The organism is Variovorax sp. Varisp36 (assembly GCF_047304235.1).
Lineage (GTDB): Bacteria > Pseudomonadota > Gammaproteobacteria > Burkholderiales > Burkholderiaceae_C > Variovorax.
Genome location: NZ_JBGLYU010000039.1, coordinates 25,586 through 40,900, shown reverse-complemented (window position 1 = coordinate 40,900; position 15,315 = coordinate 25,586). Strand labels below are relative to the sequence as shown.

The following is a 15,315-nucleotide window of genomic DNA, read 5'->3' as shown; positions in this document are numbered from 1 at the left end:
AACACGCGCCATCATGCGCGCGTGTCGGCAAATGCCGAATCTCCCTTTGGCGTCAGCGGGCGGCCGTTTCAGGTTCGTGCCGGCAGCGATGCCGCGACGGCTTCCACCCGCGCCCGGTGAATCGCCTCGCCGATCTTCGGGCCGGTGGCACCCGACTGCTGCGCAGCCTTCGCCACCGCATCGGTGGCCACTGCCGCCGCCGTTGCCAGCACCGCGAGCAGGCGCTCGCGCTGCGGGTAGGTCGCGTTGCCGAAGCCGGGCCGGCCGCGCGCATCGCACTCGCAGGCCAGCAGCGCCTCGGCGAAGCGTGCGGGCTTGCGGAAAGCATCGCAGCGCTCCAGCAGGCGCACCAGCCCCGTTGCATCGAGTGCGCCGCTGCCGTCGACGTGGCCATGCTCGCGCGCCACCACCTCGGCCAGCTCCCGGATGTCCACCGGCACGCGCCAGCGGTCGCACACCTGCTGGAGCTGCGGTTGTCCAACGCTGCGCATGAGGCAGGCGAAGCGCACCGCCAGCGAGGCCCGCAGGCGCGCACCGGCATCGATGGCCGCCATGGCTTGCGTGCCGGTTTCGATCCCGGGCAGCAGCACGGCCAGCGCGCCGCAGTCGCGCAGCACTTCGAACATGCGCGAGGGACGCGCTTCCATCAGGCCGCGCGACAGCTCCTGCCACACGCGTTCGGGCACCAGCGCATCGGCCTCGCCGGCCGCGACCATCTCGCGCATCAGCGCCATCGTTTCCGGGGCGACGGAGAAGTCGTCGAAGCGGGCCGCGAAACGCGCCACGCGCAGGATGCGCACCGGGTCTTCGCGGAAGGCGTCCGTCACGTGGCGCAGCACCTTGTCGCGCAGGTCGCGCTGGCCGTGGAAAGGGTCGGCGAGCGCGGCGGGCGTGGGGTCGAAGCGGCCGTCGGCGCCCACCAGCTCGGCCGGCAGCGCGATGGCGTTGACGGTCAGGTCGCGGCGCGCGAGGTCTTGTTCCAGCGTGACGTCGGGCGCGGCATGCACGGTGAAGCCGCGGTAGCCCGGGGCGCTCTTGCGCTCGGTGCGGGCCAGCGCGTATTCCTCGCGCGTCTCGGGGTGCAGGAACACCGGAAAGTCGCGCCCCACCGGCAGGTAGCCCCGGGCCACCATTTCTTCGGGCGTCGCGCCGACCACCAGCCAGTCGTGGTCGGACACCGGGCGCTCCAGCAGGCGGTCGCGCAGTGCACCGCCAACGAGAAAAATCTTCATGGGTGCAGTGTAGGGATACTCCCGGGTTCAAAAAATAGAACGGTCGTTCGATAATTTTCGAAGCAAACCGGGTAATCGTTCGTCGACCGGACGAAATGAAGCGGCAGACACAAGCCAGCTCCCGAATCCGCGGAGGGATCTTTCAACCAAAGGAGCAATTCGCATGAAGAAGACGATGTTTGCGCTGGCAACTCTGGGGGCCTTGGCGTCCGGAAGTGCGATGGCGCAACAGGCCGGCAACTGGGTCCTCGGCACGGGCTGGTTCCATCTGTCACCGCAGGATTCCAGCAAGCCGCTGACCGTGACTTCGCCCATTCCGGCCGTGCTGCCCGGCTCCGGCGCGAGCGCCAGCGACTCCGACACCCTCGGCCTCAGCGCCATGTATTTCCTCGACAGCCACTGGGCGGTGGAAGGCGTGTTCGGCGTGCCGCCGAAGTTCAAGCTCGACGGCACCGGCACCCTGGGCCGCGTCGGCCAGCTTGGCGAGGCCCGCCAGTGGAGCCCGACCATCCTGGGCAAGTACTACTTCAACGAGGGCAACGACGCCTTTCGTCCCTATGTCGGCCTGGGCGCCACCTACGTCTGGTACAGCGGCGTCAAGCTGACCTCGAACCTGCAGGGCGCGCTGGCCAGCCAGTTCCACCAGTCGCCGTTTGCGGTCAACACCACGGCCAAGCTCGACAGCTCGTTCGCACCCGTGGTCAACGTCGGCGTGGCCTACCAGTTCGACAAGCACTGGGGCCTCTCGTTCTCGGTGTCGTACATCCCGCTGAAGACCAAGGCCAAGCTGACCACGACCTCGGTCACCGGCCTGCCGGTGGCCACCAGCGAGGCCAGCCTGAAGCTGAACCCCATCGTGACCTACCTCGCGGCCACCTACCGGTTCTGACCTGCCACCTGCCTCCAGGACCTTAGCGCCGGGTGCGGTAGGGCTCTTCGAATGGCAGGAAGTCCTTCTCCGCCAGTGCATCGTCGATCCAGGCCTTGACGCCCGGCAGCGCCTGCACGCGCTCGATGTAGGCCGTGATGTGCGGCGGCACCGGCAAGCCAAAGGTCTTGATGCGCGTGCCGACCGGTGCGAAGTAGGCGTCGGCGATGCCGAACTGGGTGCCGAACAGCATCGGGCCGCCGTGCGCCTCCAGCAGGCCGCTCCACATCTGCACGATGCGCGCGAGGTCGCTGGCGACTTCAGGCACCTCCTTCATCAGCCGCGCACCCACTTCGGGCAGCGAAGCCTCGATGTTCATGCCGCAATGGTTGCGCAGGCCGCCGAAGCCCGAATGCATTTCGGCGCAGACGCTGCGCGCGCGCGCACGGTCGGCCACCGACCGGGGCCAGAGCTGCTTCTCGGGGAAGGCTTCGGCGAGGTATTCGGCGATGGCCAGCGTGTCCCAGACGACGAGTTCGCCGTCCACCAGCACCGGCACCTTGGCCACCGGGTTGAGCGCGCCGATGGTGTGCTTGAACTGCGAGTCGGCATCGAACGAATCGAAGCGCAGCACGACTTCCTCGAATTCGATGCCGGCCTGCTTCATCAGCACCCAGGGCCGCATGGACCACGACGAGTAATTCTTGTTGCCGACATAGAGCTTGCGCATGGGGAGGCCTCCGTTCGTTGCGGTGATTCGGGAAAAGCCTTCGATGCTAGCCGGGCGCTGCCCAGCGATTGATGCCGAACGCGGCGCGAATTGATGCGGGGGCGCCGCGCTCAGCGTTTGCGGGCGTCGCCGCCATCGCCCTTCGGCGGACTGCCCATGCGCTCGATCAGGCTCACGAGGTGCGGCACCAGCGCCAGCACGGCGAGCGCGAGCAGCGCGCTCAATATGGCGGTGGTCTCCCGGCCGAGCCCGCAGGCCATGCCGATGGCGGCCGTCATCCACAGCCCCGCGGCGGTGGTCAGGCCCTGCACATGGCTCTCGTCCTTGCCCTGCTTGAGGATGGTGCCGGCGCAGAGAAAGCCCACGCCCGCCACCAGCCCCTGGATCACGCGGCTCATGTCGGCCGGCACGATGCCGGTCTGCTGCGGGATCAGCACGAACATCGCCGAGCCGATGGCCACCAGCATGTGGGTGCGCACGCCCGCGGCCTTGCCCTGCTGCTCGCGCTCGAAGCCGAGCACGAAGCCCAGTGCGCCCGCGAGCGTGAGGCGCAGCACGATGCGCGTGAGCTGCGCGACGTCGGCCGCGTCCGAGAACTCGGACGCGATGGTGGCGAGGACCTCGTCGCGCCAGCTCATCGGGCGGGCCTCAGGGCAGGTCCTTGTTCGGTTCCGGCTCGGCCGCGTCGCGCGGCCCCACGCGGCCCAGGCGCTCCTTCAGCGACTGCGGCCGGCCGCTGATGATGGCGGCGTAGTTGGTGGTGTTGGCCAGCACCTTCTTCACGTAGTCGCGCGTCTCGGTGAACGGCACGTTCTCGGCCCAGATGGCGGCGTCGAGCACCGGCCCGTTGCGCCAGCTGCGCGGGCGGCCGGGGCCGGCGTTGTAGGCGGCGGCGGCTAGCGCCATCGATCCGTCGAAGTCGTCGAGCGCGAGCTTCAGGTAGTTGGTGCCGATGGTGATGTTGGTCTCGCGGTCGTTGATCTGGCCGGGCGAAAAGTCCGACATGCCGATCTTGCGGGCCGTCCAGCGCGCGGTGGCGGGCATGACCTGCATCAGGCCCGAGGCGCCGACGCCGGAGCGTGCATCCATGATGAAGCGGCTTTCCTGGCGGATCAGGCCGTAGACGTAGGCCGGGTCGAGGCCGATGTCCTGGGCCTTGCGCAGCACCGTGTCGTGGAAGGGCATCGGGAAGCGCTGCTCCACGTCGACCACGCCCTTGGTGCGCTCGCTGGTGTTGATGCAGCGGTCCCACACCTCGCGCTGGCAGGCGAAGTCGGCCGCGGCCAGCAGCGCGCGGTCGTCCATGCCGCCCTTGTCGTGCAGGTTGGTGGCGTAGTTCCACTCGCGCGTGCCTTCGGGGCGCAGGCCCATCGCGATGGCGTAGAGGCCGCGGGCGAGCGCCGGGTTGTTGCGCGCGGCGGCCTTTTCCTCGGGCGTGAGCGGGGCGGGGCGCGTGGGCACCATGGTGCGCTGGCCCAGCTCTTCGAGCGCCAGCATTTCGTAGAAGCCGCGCGAGCCGGCGATGCTCTGGTAGAGCTCGCGGGCTTGGGCGCGGCGTTCGTCGCCGCCGACGCCGGCCAGGGCGCGGGCTTTCCAGTAGACCCAGGTCGGGTCGAGCTGGGCGGTTTCGCTCATGGCGTCGATGGCGGGCGCCACCTCTTTCCACTGGCCCGCACGCAGGGCGGCGCGCACGCGCCAGCCGAGCATGTCGTCGGACAGGTCGCCGTTCTTCGTGACGTTGGCGAAATAGCTGCCGGCCTGCGGCCAGAGCTTGATGGCGGCGGCGCGGCCGATGGTTCCCCAGAGCCAGTTGCGCTCTTCGGCGGAGAGCATCGGGCCCCACTTGCTGTCGAGCTGCGAGGCGGCCAGTTCGGGATCGGCAATGGCGACCTTGATGAGCGCCAGCACCACCAGCTCCTTGCGCGACTTGGCTGCCACGAAGGCGCGGCCGGTCAGGAACTTGGCCGAGCTGGCGTTGAGCTCGTCGAACAGCGGCAGCGCATCGGGCGCGGCGATGGTGACGGCGGCGCGCGCGGCCTGCGGGCGGTTGGCCTCGATGGCCAGGCGGGCCTTTTTCCAGACGTCGTTGGTCGACATCAGGCGGGCGGCGACCATGCGGTCTGCGGCGGTGAGGCAGCCGTCGTCCAGGTCTTTCTGGGCGAGCCAGCTGCGACGCACCTCGTCGGCCTGCGCCTGCGTGGCGGTGCCGCTGCGCAGCGTGTCGACCAGGACTGCGTAGCAACGCACCTGTGCATCGTCGCCCATGCGGAAGCCGTCGAGCGAGGCGGAGAAGTTGTCCCAGTCGCGGCGCTGGCCGGTGAGCAGCAGCCAGTCGTTGCGCAGGCGGTCTTCCTGGTAGGTGCCGGGGTAGCGCGCGAAGAAGTCCTGCACTTCGTTGGGGGCGGCTTCCTGCAGGCGTGCCTTGAGTTCCCAGTAGGCGGCCCAGGGTTCCAGCGCATGGCCTCGGGCTTGCGGCAGCAGGGCGGCCAGGCGGGCTTTGTCGCCGCGCTGGAAGGCCTGCTTCATCTGGATCAGCACGTCGTCGTTGGTGTTGCCGTTCTGTGCCGCCGCGGGCTGCTGCGAGAGCAACGCGGCGAGGGCCAGGACAGCGGAAAAAACGAGTGCGGGGGTTGTGTTGCGCGGGTAGGCGCGCTTGGGTGCCAAAATGCTTGGGAACTGCATCGGGGGATTATGGACAAGTCAAAGGATGCCGGCACTTCGGCGACGGCGAGTTTTCTGAAGGATCAGCTGCGCAAGGCATTGATCGCACAACGCCTGGCCATGCCGGACCGGCTGACACGCGCAGACCTGCTGCAGCGCGTGATGCGCATCTGGCTGGTGGGCCGGCCCGACACCGTGATCGGCGCCTACTGGCCGATCAAGGGCGAGTTCGATCCGCTGCCCGCGCTACATCGATGGAAGGAAGACGGCGAGCTGATGGAGGAGGCGCAGCGTCGCCGCATCGGACTGCCGGTGATCGACAAGGTCCACAAGACGCTGACCTTCCATGCCTGGTACCCGGGCTGCCAGATGGAAGAAGACGCCTACGGCATTCCCAAGCCCAAGGACACCGAGCTGATCGTGCCGACCCTGTTGTTCGTGCCCTGCGTGGGCTACAGCGCGGGCGGCTACCGGCTGGGCTATGGCGGCGGTTTCTACGACCGCACGCTGGCCGCGCTGGAGCCGCGGCCGTTCACGGTGGGGCTGGGGTTCACCCACGGCTTCCTTGAAGACTTCGAGCCAGAGGCGCACGACCTGCCGCTCGACGCGATCCTCAACGACAACGGCGTCGTCTGGCCAACGAGCTGAGCGGCTCGGTCAGTCGATGTTGTCGACGGTGTCCGGATCGGGCACCTCGCCGATGGTTTCGCGCGTGGTCACGGCCTGCAGCTGCAGCCAGTCGCAGAAGGCCCTGATCTCCGGGCGAAGCGCATTGCGCGGCCCGGCGATGAGCCAGTAGGACATCGGCGAGTCCATGCGGTGCTGCGGCAGCACCTCCACCAGGTCGCCGTTGGCCAGGCTCTCGGCAATCAGCGAACTGCGCGCCAGCGTCACGCCCTGGCCGGTGAGCGCGGCCTGCACCATCTGGTAGGCGTAGTTGAAATAGAGCCAGCGCTTGGGCTGTGCGCGCTCCAGCCCGTTCACCTCGAACCAGCGGCGCCAGGTCAGCCACTCCAGGTGCGTGCGGTGCGCGTCGCCGGCCTCGATCAGCGTGAACCGGGTGATGTCCGCGGGCGTCTTGATGGGCGGGTTGCTCTTCAGCAGCCAGGGGCTGGCCACGGGCGTCAGCGTTTCGCCGAACAGGCGCACGGCGCCGGCGGGCATGCTTTCACGCGGGCCGTAGCGCAGGGCGATGTCCACGTCTGCCACTTCGAGGTCGACCGCGACGTCGCTGGCGTCTATGCGGATGTCGATCTCGGGGTTGTCGCGCTGGAAGGCCTCCAGCCGCGGGATCAGCCACATCGAGGCGAACGAGGCAAAGGTGGTCAGCGACACGCTCTGGCGTCCCGCGCTCTGGCGGATCTGGCGCACGGCCATGTCGATGCGCGGCAGCGACTGCTGCACCGCCAGCAGCAGCAGGGCGCCGGCGCTCGTGAGCTCCACCGCGCGCGTATGGCGCAGGAACAGGGCCACGCCCACCTCTTCCTCGAGCGATTGGATCTGGCGGCTCACGGCCGACTGGGTCAGCGCCATTTCTTCCGCTGCGGCGCGGAAGTTCAGGTGCCGGGCCACCGCCTCGAAGGCGCGCAGGTGCCCGGCGGAGATCGGGCGGGAGCGCAAATGGGTCTGCGAATGTTGCATGGGTATGACTTTGGAGGGCGAGTCGGCGTCCAGGTCGATTGATGCTGAACACGCATCAGTAGGCTAACTCGTTTTCATTGGACCGCCAACGCCGTAGAAACGATCATTCATTCCCGAACTGCGCTATTGCCTCTTTCTGTCAAGCGCTTCGGCAAAGCCCAAGGAGTTACACCATGTCCACCGCTGTCTGCACCACCGAATCGTTCTCGCCCCTGTCCGTTCCTGCCCGCGCCGCCGCCGTTCCGCCGGCCGTGCGCCGTGGCGCCTGGCAGATCGCGCCCGGCGAGGCGATGAGCCTGAAGGCACGGTCGGCCAGCATCCTGCGGGTCAAGCAGGGCCGGGTGTGGATCACGCCCGACGCCACGCTGCGCAATCCTAGCGAAGACCTGGTGCTCGCACCCGGCGAATCGCTGACGGTGGCCGCGGGCCAGCGCATCGTGATGGAGGCGTGGGACGGCTACGGCGCGACCTACAGCTGGGACAACGCCTGATCGACCGCCCGCCTCCAGGAGCTGAAAAAGCGGCCTTCCGGCCGCTTTTCTCTTTTTGGGGAACCGGCCGCTCCATTCAGCAGTTGATGTCGAAGCTGGGCCGCAGGTCCAGGAAGTGCCGAAGGGCCGCCTCGCCGTCCAGCACGTGCACGCCGGCCATCAGGTCGAGGCCCTCGCATTCGGCCAGCCCCATGCCGAAGCCGCTGTAGCGGCGGGCCTCCAGGGGGGCCTCGTAGAGCACCCTGACGTCGACATGGCGCGGATCCTTCTCGATCTGCCGCATCAGCATGTCGACGGCCTCGCGCGGGCCTTCCAGGTGCTGGCAGAAACGCAGGCCGTCGAACACCAGCAGCCCCGTGATGCCGCGCTCCGCGTTGCGCGCGCGTGCCTGGGAAGTGATCGACCCCACGGTAGCCGGGGACTGGTCCTGGGCCAGCGTGCTGCAGTAAAGGACCTCGTGGAGCGGGAGTTTCTGCGGTTGTTCGTCTGTCATGCGTCTGGTGAGGGGAGGACGTGCGCAGTGTAGGAAAGCCGGGGACGCCGCGAAATGTCAAAAGACACAGGCGAACGGCCTATAGTGAAGCGTGAAATTCGAGGACTACCCCGTTGCCGCGTCGCCTCCCCAGGGCATGAATCCGTGCGACCAGTGCGTATTGCGCCGCCTCGATGCGTTCCTGCCGGTCTCGGGCGAAGAACTCGCGACCATCCAGGCGTTTCGCGTCGGCTCCCGGCGGGTGGAAGCCGGCAGCTCGATCATCGACGAGCACCGGCGCAGCCCGCAGCTCTTCACCCTCTATTCGGGCTGGGCCTTTCGCTACAAGACCTTGAGCGACGGCCGGCGGCAGATACTGAGCTTCCTGCTGCCCGGCGACTTCCTCGGTCTGCAGGACGAGTTCGCCGACGGCCACACGCACGGCGTGGAGGCGGTGACCGACGTCACGCTGTGCGCGTTCTCGCGCGAGCGGCTCTGGGAGCTGTTCCATGCCCAGCCCAAGCTCGGCTACGACATCACCTGGCTGGTGGCGGGCGAAGAAAAGATGGTCGACGACAGCCTCGTCACCTCGGGGCGGCGCAACGCCGCCGAGCGCGTGGCCATGCTGCTGATGCACCTGTACCGCCGCGCGGAACGCGTGGGCATGGTGCGCGACGGCTGGGTCGAGTTTCCGTTCAACCAGCAGCACATCGCCGACGCGCTCGGGCTCTCGCTGGTGCACACCAACAAGACGCTGCGGCGGCTGCAGCGCCTGGGGTTCTACAAGATCGACGCCGGCTGGCTGCGCATCATGGAGCCGCATGCGCTGGAAAAGCTGGGCGACTACTTCGAGCGCCCGATGCGTCCCACGCCCTTGATCTGAGGAGGCAGGCCCTTCAGCGCGTGGCCGTCAGCTGGCGCAGGTCTTCCTGGTAGGCCTGCAGCCGGCGCACCGCCTGCGCGCGCTGGCTGGCGGTGGTGCTGTTGTGCAGCGCCGCCGTGTTGCGGCAGCCTTCCTGCAGCAGCGCCTGCTGCTGGTCGCGCCAGGGTCCGGGCGGCGGCTCAGCGATGCGCTGGATGTAGTCGTGCAGCGCGGCGCGCGCCTCGGCGGGCGATGGCTTGCCGGCGACGAAGCCGCGCAGCACCGCCAGTGCGTCCTGCTGGCGCCTGCGGCGCTCGGCATCCGTCAGCCGCGGGTCGAACACCGACTGCGCCGCCTGCTGCTTCAGCAGGTCGCGCTGCTCGTCGGTGAGCCGGCCATAGAAATCCTCGGCCCGGTCGAGGGCCCGGTCGTAGCGCTTTTCCTGCACCTGCGCCGGAGTGCGCTCGAGCCAGCCCTTGCGGTATTCGGCGTTGACCTTCGCGTACTTGCGTTCCAGCTGCTGCAGCTGGGACTCGCTCAGGCTGAGCGCCAGTTCGGTACCAGCGGGCTCGGCGCGCTCGGTCACGGCCAGCAGGCGCTCGCGGATGCGGTCGGTCATGGCGCATACCTGTGCCGGCGTCACCTCGCCCGGCGCCAGCGCCTGCGCCTCCTGCAGCAGCGAGGCGATGCGCGGCAGCTCGTTCTGCCGGTGCCAGGCCAGCAACTGCTCGAGTTCGTCGCGCACCTTCGGAGTCTGCGCACCGTTGAAGTCCAGGTAGGCGTCGAGCCGCCAGTAGCTCACCGTGGGCAGGTTGTTGTAGGCCAGCTTGATCGCGCTGCAGGCGCCCAGGGCGGCGGCGGCAAGCAGCACGCCGATAATCCGCGCCACTGCAGCGCAACGAAATCGGGAAGAAAAACGCATGAATCAAACTCCGCAACAAGACAACCAGGGGCCGGTCGACATCGTCATCATGGCCGCCGGCAAGGGCACGCGCATGAAAAGCAGGCTGCCCAAAGTGTTGCATCGATTGGGTGGCCGCGCCCTGCTGGCGCATGTGGCGGGCACCGCCGCGCGAATCGGTGCGCGCAGCGTGGTGGTTGTCACCGGGCACGGCGCGGCCGAAGTCGAGGCTTCGCTGGACAGCGGCATCCCTGGTGCCACGCTGCGCTTCGCGCGCCAGGAGCCGCAGCTCGGCACCGGCCACGCGGTGCAGCAGGCCGCGCCGCTGCTGCCGGACGACGGCACGGTGGTCGTGCTGTCGGGCGACGTGCCGCTGATCGGCGAGAACACGCTGCGTGCGCTCATCGCGGCCAGCGGGGGACAGCGGCTCGCGCTGCTGACCATCGAATTCGACGACCCGAGCGGCTACGGACGCGTCATCCGCGCGGCGGGCGGTGGCGAGGTCACTGCCATCGTCGAGCACAAGGACGCAAGCGAAGCGCAGCGTGCCGTGCGCGAGATCTACAGCGGCGTAATGGCAGTGCCCGCGCGCCTGCTCAAGGGCTGGCTCGCGCGGCTGGACAACAGGAACGCGCAGGGCGAGTACTACCTGACCGACGTGGTGAAGTTCGCCGCCGCCGACGGCGTGCCCGTGGTCGCGCACGTCACCGCCGATGCCCTTCAGGTGGCCGGCATCAACAGCCCCGCCCAGCTCGCGGCGCTCGAACGTGCCTGGCAGCTGCGCCAGGCCAACGCGCTGATGGAGCAGGGCGTGCGCCTGGCCGACCCGGCGCGCTTCGACCTGCGCGGCACGCTCGAATGCGCGGGCGACGTGGAGATCGACGTCAACTGCATCTTCGAAGGCGTGGTGTCGCTGGGCGAGGGCGTGCGCATCGGTGCCAACTGCGTGATTGCCAATGCGCGCATCGAGGCCGGTGCAGTGATCCACCCGTTCACCCACGTCGACGGCGAGAAGGCCGGCGTGACGGTGGGTGCGGGCGCACTCGTCGGCCCCTTCGCGCGGCTGCGTCCCGGCGCGCAACTGGGCGCGGAGGTCCACATCGGCAACTTCGTCGAGGTCAAGAACTCGACGCTGGCCCCCGGCGCCAAGGCCAACCACCTGGCGTACCTGGGCGACGCCACCGTGGGCGAGCGCGTCAACTACGGCGCGGGCAGCATCACCGCCAACTATGACGGCGCCAACAAGCACCGCACCGTGATCGGCGACGACGTGCACGTGGGCAGCAACTGCGTGCTGGTGGCGCCGGTCACCATCGGCGCGGGCGGCACCATCGGCGGTGGGTCGACCATCAACAAGTCGACCGAGCCTGGCGCGCTGACCGTGGCGCGCGGCAAGCAGGTCAGTTTCCCGAACTGGAAGCGCCCGCAAAAAAAACCGAAGGCCTGATCGCCTTCTTCCTCATGCCCGGGGTGCCAGCGGCACCTTGGGCTCGAACTTGGCGCGCTTGAGGCTGAAGAAGGCCTTGACGTTGCGCACGTTCGCATCGGCCGTGAACAGGCGCTGCGTGAGCGCGCCGTAGTCCGGCATGTCGCGCGCGGCCACCACCAGCACGAAGTCCGGCCCCGGCGACACGCGCCAGCACTGCTGCACCGCGTCGTCTGCGATCACGCGGGCCTCGAAGGCGTCGAGCGATGCGGCGTCCTGCCGGTCGAGCGAAATCTCGATCACCGCCTGCAGGCCGTGGCCCAGCGCCGCGGCGAGCCGGTCGGGCGACAGCAGCGCGACCTGGCGTTCGATGAGCCCTTGCTCGTGCAGCCGCTGCACCCGGCGCAGGCAGGTGGGCGGCGAGATGCCGGCATCGGCGGCCAGGCGCTGGTTGGTCTGCGAGGCGTCGCGCTGAAGGGCGTCGAGCAGGCGCAGGTCTATTGAATCTAGCGATATTGATTCCATATTCGGTGAAATTATGGAATAAAAATCCATACATGTAATAGCATGAAATAAAAAGTCAAAACTATCGGTATTAAGAAGACATATTTCTTTCTGGCCTGCCTACCATTCAGGCTCCTCTCCATTCAAAAGGCAGCTCACCATGTGCGGCATCGTCGGGGCAGCGTCCCATCGCAACATCGTTCCGGTCCTGGTCCAGGGCCTTCAGCGGCTCGAATACCGCGGCTATGACTCGTGCGGCGTGGCGGTGCATGCCGGCGGCCTGACGCGCGCGCGCACCACCTCGCGCGTGGCTGACCTCGTGGCGCAAGTGCGCGACGACAAAGTCGAAGGCCTCACCGGCATCGCCCACACGCGCTGGGCCACGCACGGTGCGCCGGCGGTGCACAACGCCCACCCGCATTTCAGCCATGGCCCCGGTGCCGATGCGCCGGCCGCGCGCCCAGGCCGCATTGCGCTCGTGCACAACGGCATCATCGAAAACCACGAAGCCCTGCGCGCCACGCTTGAAGCCAGGGGCTACGTGTTCGAGAGCCAGACCGACACCGAGGTCATCGCTCACCTCGTCGACAGCCTCTACGACGGCGACCTGTTCGAAGCCGTGAAGGCCGCCGTGCTGCAGTTGCACGGCGCCTATGCCATCGCCGTGATCTGCCGCGACGAACCGCAGCGCGTGGTCGGCGCACGCGCGGGTTCGCCGCTGATCCTTGGTGCGGGCAAGGACGGCGCAGAGAACTTCCTCGCCAGCGACGCGATGGCCTTGGCCGGCGTGACCGACCAGATCATCTACCTCGAAGAAGGCGATGTGGTCGACGTGCAGCCCGGCAAGTACTGGATCGTCGACAGGAACCACAAGCCCGTGACGCGCGTTGTGCGCACCGTGCAGGCCCATAGCGGCGCGGCCGAGCTCGGCCCCTACCGCCACTACATGCAGAAGGAAATCTTCGAGCAGCCGCGTGCCATCGGCGACACGCTCGAAGGCGTGGAAGGCATCGTGCCCGAGCTGTTCGACGGCGTCGGCCAGGATGGCGCCACGGGCGCCAGCGCCCACCGCGTGTTCCAGGACATCGACAAGATCCTCATCCTCGCCTGCGGCACCAGCTACTACAGCGGCTGCGCCGCCAAGTACTGGCTCGAAGGCATCGCGAAGATTTCCACGCAGGTCGAGATCGCGAGCGAATACCGCTACCGCGACTCCGTGCCCGATCCGAAGACGCTGGTCGTCACCATCAGCCAATCGGGCGAAACCGCCGACACGCTGGCCGCGTTGAAGCATGCGCGCTCATTGGGCATGGAGCAGACGCTGACCATCTGCAACGTGGCCACCAGCGCGATGGTGCGCGAGTGCAAGCTGGCGTACATCACGCGGGCGGGCGTGGAGATCGGCGTGGCGTCGACCAAGGCCTTCACCACGCAGCTCGCGGGCCTGTTCCTGCTCACGCTGGCCATCGCGCAGGCGAAGGACCGGCTGAGCGAAGCCGACGAGGCGCGCTACCTGAAGGAGATGCGCCACCTGCCTGTCGCGCTGCAGTCGGTGCTGGCGCTGGAGCCGCAGATCATCGGCTGGGCCGAGGACTTCGCGCGCAAGGACAACGCGCTGTTCCTGGGCCGCGGGCTGCACTACCCGATCGCGCTCGAAGGCGCGCTCAAGCTCAAGGAAGTGACGTACATCCACGCCGAGGCCTACGCCGCCGGCGAGCTCAAGCACGGCCCGCTCGCGCTGGTGACGAGCGAGATGCCCGTGGTGGCCGTCGCACCGAACGATGCGCTGCTCGAGAAGCTCAAGAGCAACCTGCAGGAAGTGCGCGCGCGCGGCGGCGTGCTCTACGTGCTGGCCGACGGCGACACGAAGATCACGAGCAACGAAGGGCTGCACGTGATCCGCATGCCGGAGCACTACGGCGCGCTCTCGCCGATCCTGCACGTTGTGCCGCTGCAGCTGCTGGCGTATCACACGGCGTGTGCGCGGGGGACGGACGTGGACAAGCCGCGCAACCTGGCGAAGAGCGTGACGGTGGAGTGAGTGCGGGCGAACGCCAGGTGCTTTGCCCGATCACAATAAAGTCGGTCGAGAACAATAGAGTCTGTCGCACTCACAACTCAAACTGAGTTCAAGGGCGCTTTTTCCAGCGGCAGGTTCTTTGCCATTAATGTCCGGGACAGTGCGTTGATGTCTGAGGCAACCCATCGGCGGGGGCAAGCGTTGGCGGTATGGGGTACCCGGATCGATCACCAGCGAGAGCACGCGACCGAATTAACTGAAGCCCATGCCCAGATACGTTTCCGGCCCTTTCCGCCGCTCGAGAGCCGCGCCACTCGCCGTGCTGTGGAGCGCGATCGCGGCGCTGTGCATCGGTTGCGCCGCCAGCCGCACCGAGCCTGATCCCTCGCCGCCGCACGACACGCTGCGGCAGATGGCCACCCGCTACGGCATCTGCAGCGTCGCCATCGCGGTGGTCAGGAATCGCCAGCTCCAGGCCGTCGATGCGGCGCCGGGATGCACGACCGACTCGCCAACGACGCCCGATAGCGTCTTCGAGGCCGCTTCGCTCAGCAAGCCCGTGTTTGCGTACGCAGTGCTGATGCTGGTGCAGCAAGGAAAGATGGACCTCGACGCGCCGGTGGCGAAGTACCTGCCGAACGGGTATTGGCACAGCTTTCGACCGCATCTCGCTGATTCGCAAGCCGATCTGGTGTCCGATGCGCGCCTGCAGGCGGTCACGGTGCGCATGGCGCTGAACCATACTTCCGGTCTGCCCAACTGGGCTGGCGGACCTCTGGGCTTCGACCGCAAGCCCGGCGAGCGGTGGCAATACTCGGGCGAAGGCTACGTGCTGCTGCAGCGCGCCGTCGAGGCGGTCACGAACGAGAAGCTCGACGACTTCATGGAGCGCCAGGTGTTCCAGCCGCTCGGCATGACCCGCAGCGGATACTCGAGCAACCCGCGCCTGGAGAAATACATCGTCCCACGCGTGGGCAAGGATGGCGCACCGATGAAGCTGCGGCCTTTCCTCACGCCAGTGTCCGCGTTCACGCTCTACACCAGCGCGCACGACTACGGCCTCTTCCTCGCGGCGCTGCTCAACGATGAACGCTCGCTGCGACAGATCGTCGAGTCCCCAGTGCCGGTGAACCCGAAGCTGAATCTGAGCTGGGGACTGGGCTGGGGCCTCGAACAAGACAAGGCCGACACCCTCATCTGGCACTGGGGCAACAACCCCGGCTACCGAGCCTTCGTGATCGCATCGCCGCGAACTGGAGACGGCTTCATCATGTTCACCAACAGCGATGGCGGCCTGCGGCTGGCCGAGCCGCTGAGCAACAAGATCCTGCCGGGACCGCACAAGCTGTTCCGTTTCCATCTGCTGCGCGAAGGGCTCGACAACCTGCTTTGCGAGACGTTCGATGTCTGCCTCTAGCAGCGGCCTGCGAGTCAACCAGCAGGCAGCTACCTTCGGCATCGGCATCGGCATCGGCATCGGCATCGGCAGCGGCAGCGGCAGCGGCAG

The 15,315-nt window shown here is 67.8% G+C and carries 15 protein-coding genes; 7 read left to right on the top strand and 8 right to left on the bottom strand.

What is annotated here, in order from left to right; all coding sequences use genetic code 11:
• Window positions 1-68: 68 nt before the first annotated feature.
• Window positions 69-1,232 (bottom strand): multifunctional CCA tRNA nucleotidyl transferase/2'3'-cyclic phosphodiesterase/2'nucleotidase/phosphatase, encoded by a 1,164-nt coding sequence (locus tag ACCD11_RS21015; RefSeq protein ID WP_413315324.1) that lies wholly within the window; start codon window positions 1,230-1,232, stop codon window positions 69-71.
• Window positions 1,233-1,395: 163 nt separating this feature from the next.
• Between ACCD11_RS21015 and ACCD11_RS21010 the strand changes: the two genes are divergently transcribed.
• On the top strand, window positions 1,396-2,121 hold the full coding sequence (locus tag ACCD11_RS21010; protein WP_413315323.1) for an OmpW/AlkL family protein: 726 nt from the start codon (window positions 1,396-1,398) through the stop codon (window positions 2,119-2,121).
• A gap of 22 nt (window positions 2,122-2,143) precedes the next feature.
• Here the strand turns inward: ACCD11_RS21010 and ACCD11_RS21005 are convergent, their stop codons facing one another.
• From ACCD11_RS21005 to ACCD11_RS20995, 3 genes are all read right to left on the bottom strand, one after another.
• Window positions 2,144-2,830 carry a glutathione S-transferase family protein gene (locus tag ACCD11_RS21005; protein WP_413315322.1) on the bottom strand — a complete coding sequence of 229 codons (687 nt, stop codon included), beginning with the start codon at window positions 2,828-2,830 and terminating at the stop codon, window positions 2,144-2,146.
• Between the two features lie 110 nt (window positions 2,831-2,940).
• Window positions 2,941-3,468, bottom strand: a complete 528-nt coding sequence (locus ACCD11_RS21000) for an MgtC/SapB family protein (RefSeq protein WP_413315321.1) — start codon at window positions 3,466-3,468, stop codon at window positions 2,941-2,943.
• A 10-nt stretch (window positions 3,469-3,478) separates the two neighbouring features.
• Window positions 3,479-5,512, bottom strand: coding sequence for a transglycosylase SLT domain-containing protein (locus ACCD11_RS20995; protein ID WP_413315320.1), 2,034 nt, complete (start codon window positions 5,510-5,512; stop codon window positions 3,479-3,481).
• A 9-nt stretch (window positions 5,513-5,521) separates the two neighbouring features.
• On the opposite strand from ACCD11_RS20995, the gene ACCD11_RS20990 reads away from it, so the two are divergent.
• The gene (locus ACCD11_RS20990; RefSeq protein WP_007831500.1) at window positions 5,522-6,139 is read left to right on the top strand and encodes a 5-formyltetrahydrofolate cyclo-ligase; all 618 of its coding nucleotides are present in this window, start codon (window positions 5,522-5,524) and stop codon (window positions 6,137-6,139) included.
• A 9-nt stretch (window positions 6,140-6,148) separates the two neighbouring features.
• Here ACCD11_RS20990 and ACCD11_RS20985 read toward each other — a convergent pair whose 3' ends face one another.
• A complete protein-coding gene (locus ACCD11_RS20985; RefSeq protein ID WP_007831501.1) occupies window positions 6,149-7,132 on the bottom strand; it encodes a LysR substrate-binding domain-containing protein in 984 nt (327 codons plus the stop codon).
• 173 nt (window positions 7,133-7,305) lie between these two features.
• On the opposite strand from ACCD11_RS20985, the gene ACCD11_RS20980 reads away from it, so the two are divergent.
• Window positions 7,306-7,623 (top strand): DUF2917 domain-containing protein, encoded by a 318-nt coding sequence (locus tag ACCD11_RS20980; protein ID WP_056597326.1) that lies wholly within the window; start codon window positions 7,306-7,308, stop codon window positions 7,621-7,623.
• A gap of 76 nt (window positions 7,624-7,699) precedes the next feature.
• On the opposite strand, the gene ACCD11_RS20975 is transcribed toward ACCD11_RS20980, so the two are convergent.
• Window positions 7,700-8,116, bottom strand: coding sequence for a BLUF domain-containing protein (locus ACCD11_RS20975; protein WP_007831506.1), 417 nt, complete (start codon window positions 8,114-8,116; stop codon window positions 7,700-7,702).
• A 91-nt stretch (window positions 8,117-8,207) separates the two neighbouring features.
• On the opposite strand from ACCD11_RS20975, the gene ACCD11_RS20970 reads away from it, so the two are divergent.
• On the top strand, window positions 8,208-8,978 hold the full coding sequence (locus ACCD11_RS20970; RefSeq protein WP_007831507.1) for a Crp/Fnr family transcriptional regulator: 771 nt from the start codon (window positions 8,208-8,210) through the stop codon (window positions 8,976-8,978).
• A gap of 13 nt (window positions 8,979-8,991) precedes the next feature.
• Here ACCD11_RS20970 and ACCD11_RS20965 read toward each other — a convergent pair whose 3' ends face one another.
• Window positions 8,992-9,828, bottom strand: a complete 837-nt coding sequence (locus ACCD11_RS20965; protein ID WP_413315319.1) for a DUF6279 family lipoprotein — start codon at window positions 9,826-9,828, stop codon at window positions 8,992-8,994.
• 49 nt (window positions 9,829-9,877) lie between these two features.
• On the opposite strand from ACCD11_RS20965, the gene glmU reads away from it, so the two are divergent.
• Window positions 9,878-11,305 carry a bifunctional UDP-N-acetylglucosamine diphosphorylase/glucosamine-1-phosphate N-acetyltransferase GlmU gene (gene glmU, locus ACCD11_RS20960; RefSeq protein WP_413315318.1) on the top strand — a complete coding sequence of 476 codons (1,428 nt, stop codon included), beginning with the start codon at window positions 9,878-9,880 and terminating at the stop codon, window positions 11,303-11,305.
• A 12-nt stretch (window positions 11,306-11,317) separates the two neighbouring features.
• Here glmU and ACCD11_RS20955 read toward each other — a convergent pair whose 3' ends face one another.
• On the bottom strand, window positions 11,318-11,809 hold the full coding sequence (locus tag ACCD11_RS20955) for an Lrp/AsnC family transcriptional regulator (RefSeq protein WP_413315317.1): 492 nt from the start codon (window positions 11,807-11,809) through the stop codon (window positions 11,318-11,320).
• Window positions 11,810-11,948: 139 nt separating this feature from the next.
• Between ACCD11_RS20955 and glmS the strand changes: the two genes are divergently transcribed.
• Both glmS and ACCD11_RS20945 read left to right on the top strand, forming a co-directional pair.
• Complete coding sequence (glmS, locus tag ACCD11_RS20950) at window positions 11,949-13,829, top strand: glutamine--fructose-6-phosphate transaminase (isomerizing) (RefSeq protein ID WP_413315316.1); 1,881 nt, start codon at window positions 11,949-11,951, stop codon at window positions 13,827-13,829.
• A gap of 244 nt (window positions 13,830-14,073) precedes the next feature.
• Window positions 14,074-15,225 carry a serine hydrolase domain-containing protein gene (locus ACCD11_RS20945; RefSeq protein WP_413315315.1) on the top strand — a complete coding sequence of 384 codons (1,152 nt, stop codon included), beginning with the start codon at window positions 14,074-14,076 and terminating at the stop codon, window positions 15,223-15,225.
• The last annotated feature ends 90 nt before the right edge of the window (window positions 15,226-15,315 follow it).

What these genes read in the sequence shown, in the direction of transcription:
- ACCD11_RS21015 (WP_413315324.1), bottom strand. Translation starts at nt 1,232, where the DNA reads ATGAAGATTTTTCTCGTTGGCGGTGCACTGCGCGACCGCCTGCTGGAG.
- ACCD11_RS21010 (WP_413315323.1), top strand. Translation starts at nt 1,396, where the DNA reads ATGAAGAAGACGATGTTTGCGCTGGCAACTCTGGGGGCCTTGGCGTCC.
- ACCD11_RS21005 (WP_413315322.1), bottom strand. Translation starts at nt 2,830, where the DNA reads ATGCGCAAGCTCTATGTCGGCAACAAGAATTACTCGTCGTGGTCCATG.
- ACCD11_RS21000 (WP_413315321.1), bottom strand. Translation starts at nt 3,468, where the DNA reads ATGAGCTGGCGCGACGAGGTCCTCGCCACCATCGCGTCCGAGTTCTCG.
- ACCD11_RS20995 (WP_413315320.1), bottom strand. Translation starts at nt 5,512, where the DNA reads ATGCAGTTCCCAAGCATTTTGGCACCCAAGCGCGCCTACCCGCGCAAC.
- ACCD11_RS20990 (WP_007831500.1), top strand. Translation starts at nt 5,522, where the DNA reads ATGGACAAGTCAAAGGATGCCGGCACTTCGGCGACGGCGAGTTTTCTG.
- ACCD11_RS20985 (WP_007831501.1), bottom strand. Translation starts at nt 7,132, where the DNA reads ATGCAACATTCGCAGACCCATTTGCGCTCCCGCCCGATCTCCGCCGGG.
- ACCD11_RS20980 (WP_056597326.1), top strand. Translation starts at nt 7,306, where the DNA reads ATGTCCACCGCTGTCTGCACCACCGAATCGTTCTCGCCCCTGTCCGTT.
- ACCD11_RS20975 (WP_007831506.1), bottom strand. Translation starts at nt 8,116, where the DNA reads ATGACAGACGAACAACCGCAGAAACTCCCGCTCCACGAGGTCCTTTAC.
- glmU (WP_413315318.1), top strand. Translation starts at nt 9,878, where the DNA reads ATGAATCAAACTCCGCAACAAGACAACCAGGGGCCGGTCGACATCGTC.
- ACCD11_RS20955 (WP_413315317.1), bottom strand. Translation starts at nt 11,809, where the DNA reads ATGGAATCAATATCGCTAGATTCAATAGACCTGCGCCTGCTCGACGCC.
- glmS (WP_413315316.1), top strand. Translation starts at nt 11,949, where the DNA reads ATGTGCGGCATCGTCGGGGCAGCGTCCCATCGCAACATCGTTCCGGTC.
- ACCD11_RS20945 (WP_413315315.1), top strand. Translation starts at nt 14,074, where the DNA reads ATGCCCAGATACGTTTCCGGCCCTTTCCGCCGCTCGAGAGCCGCGCCA.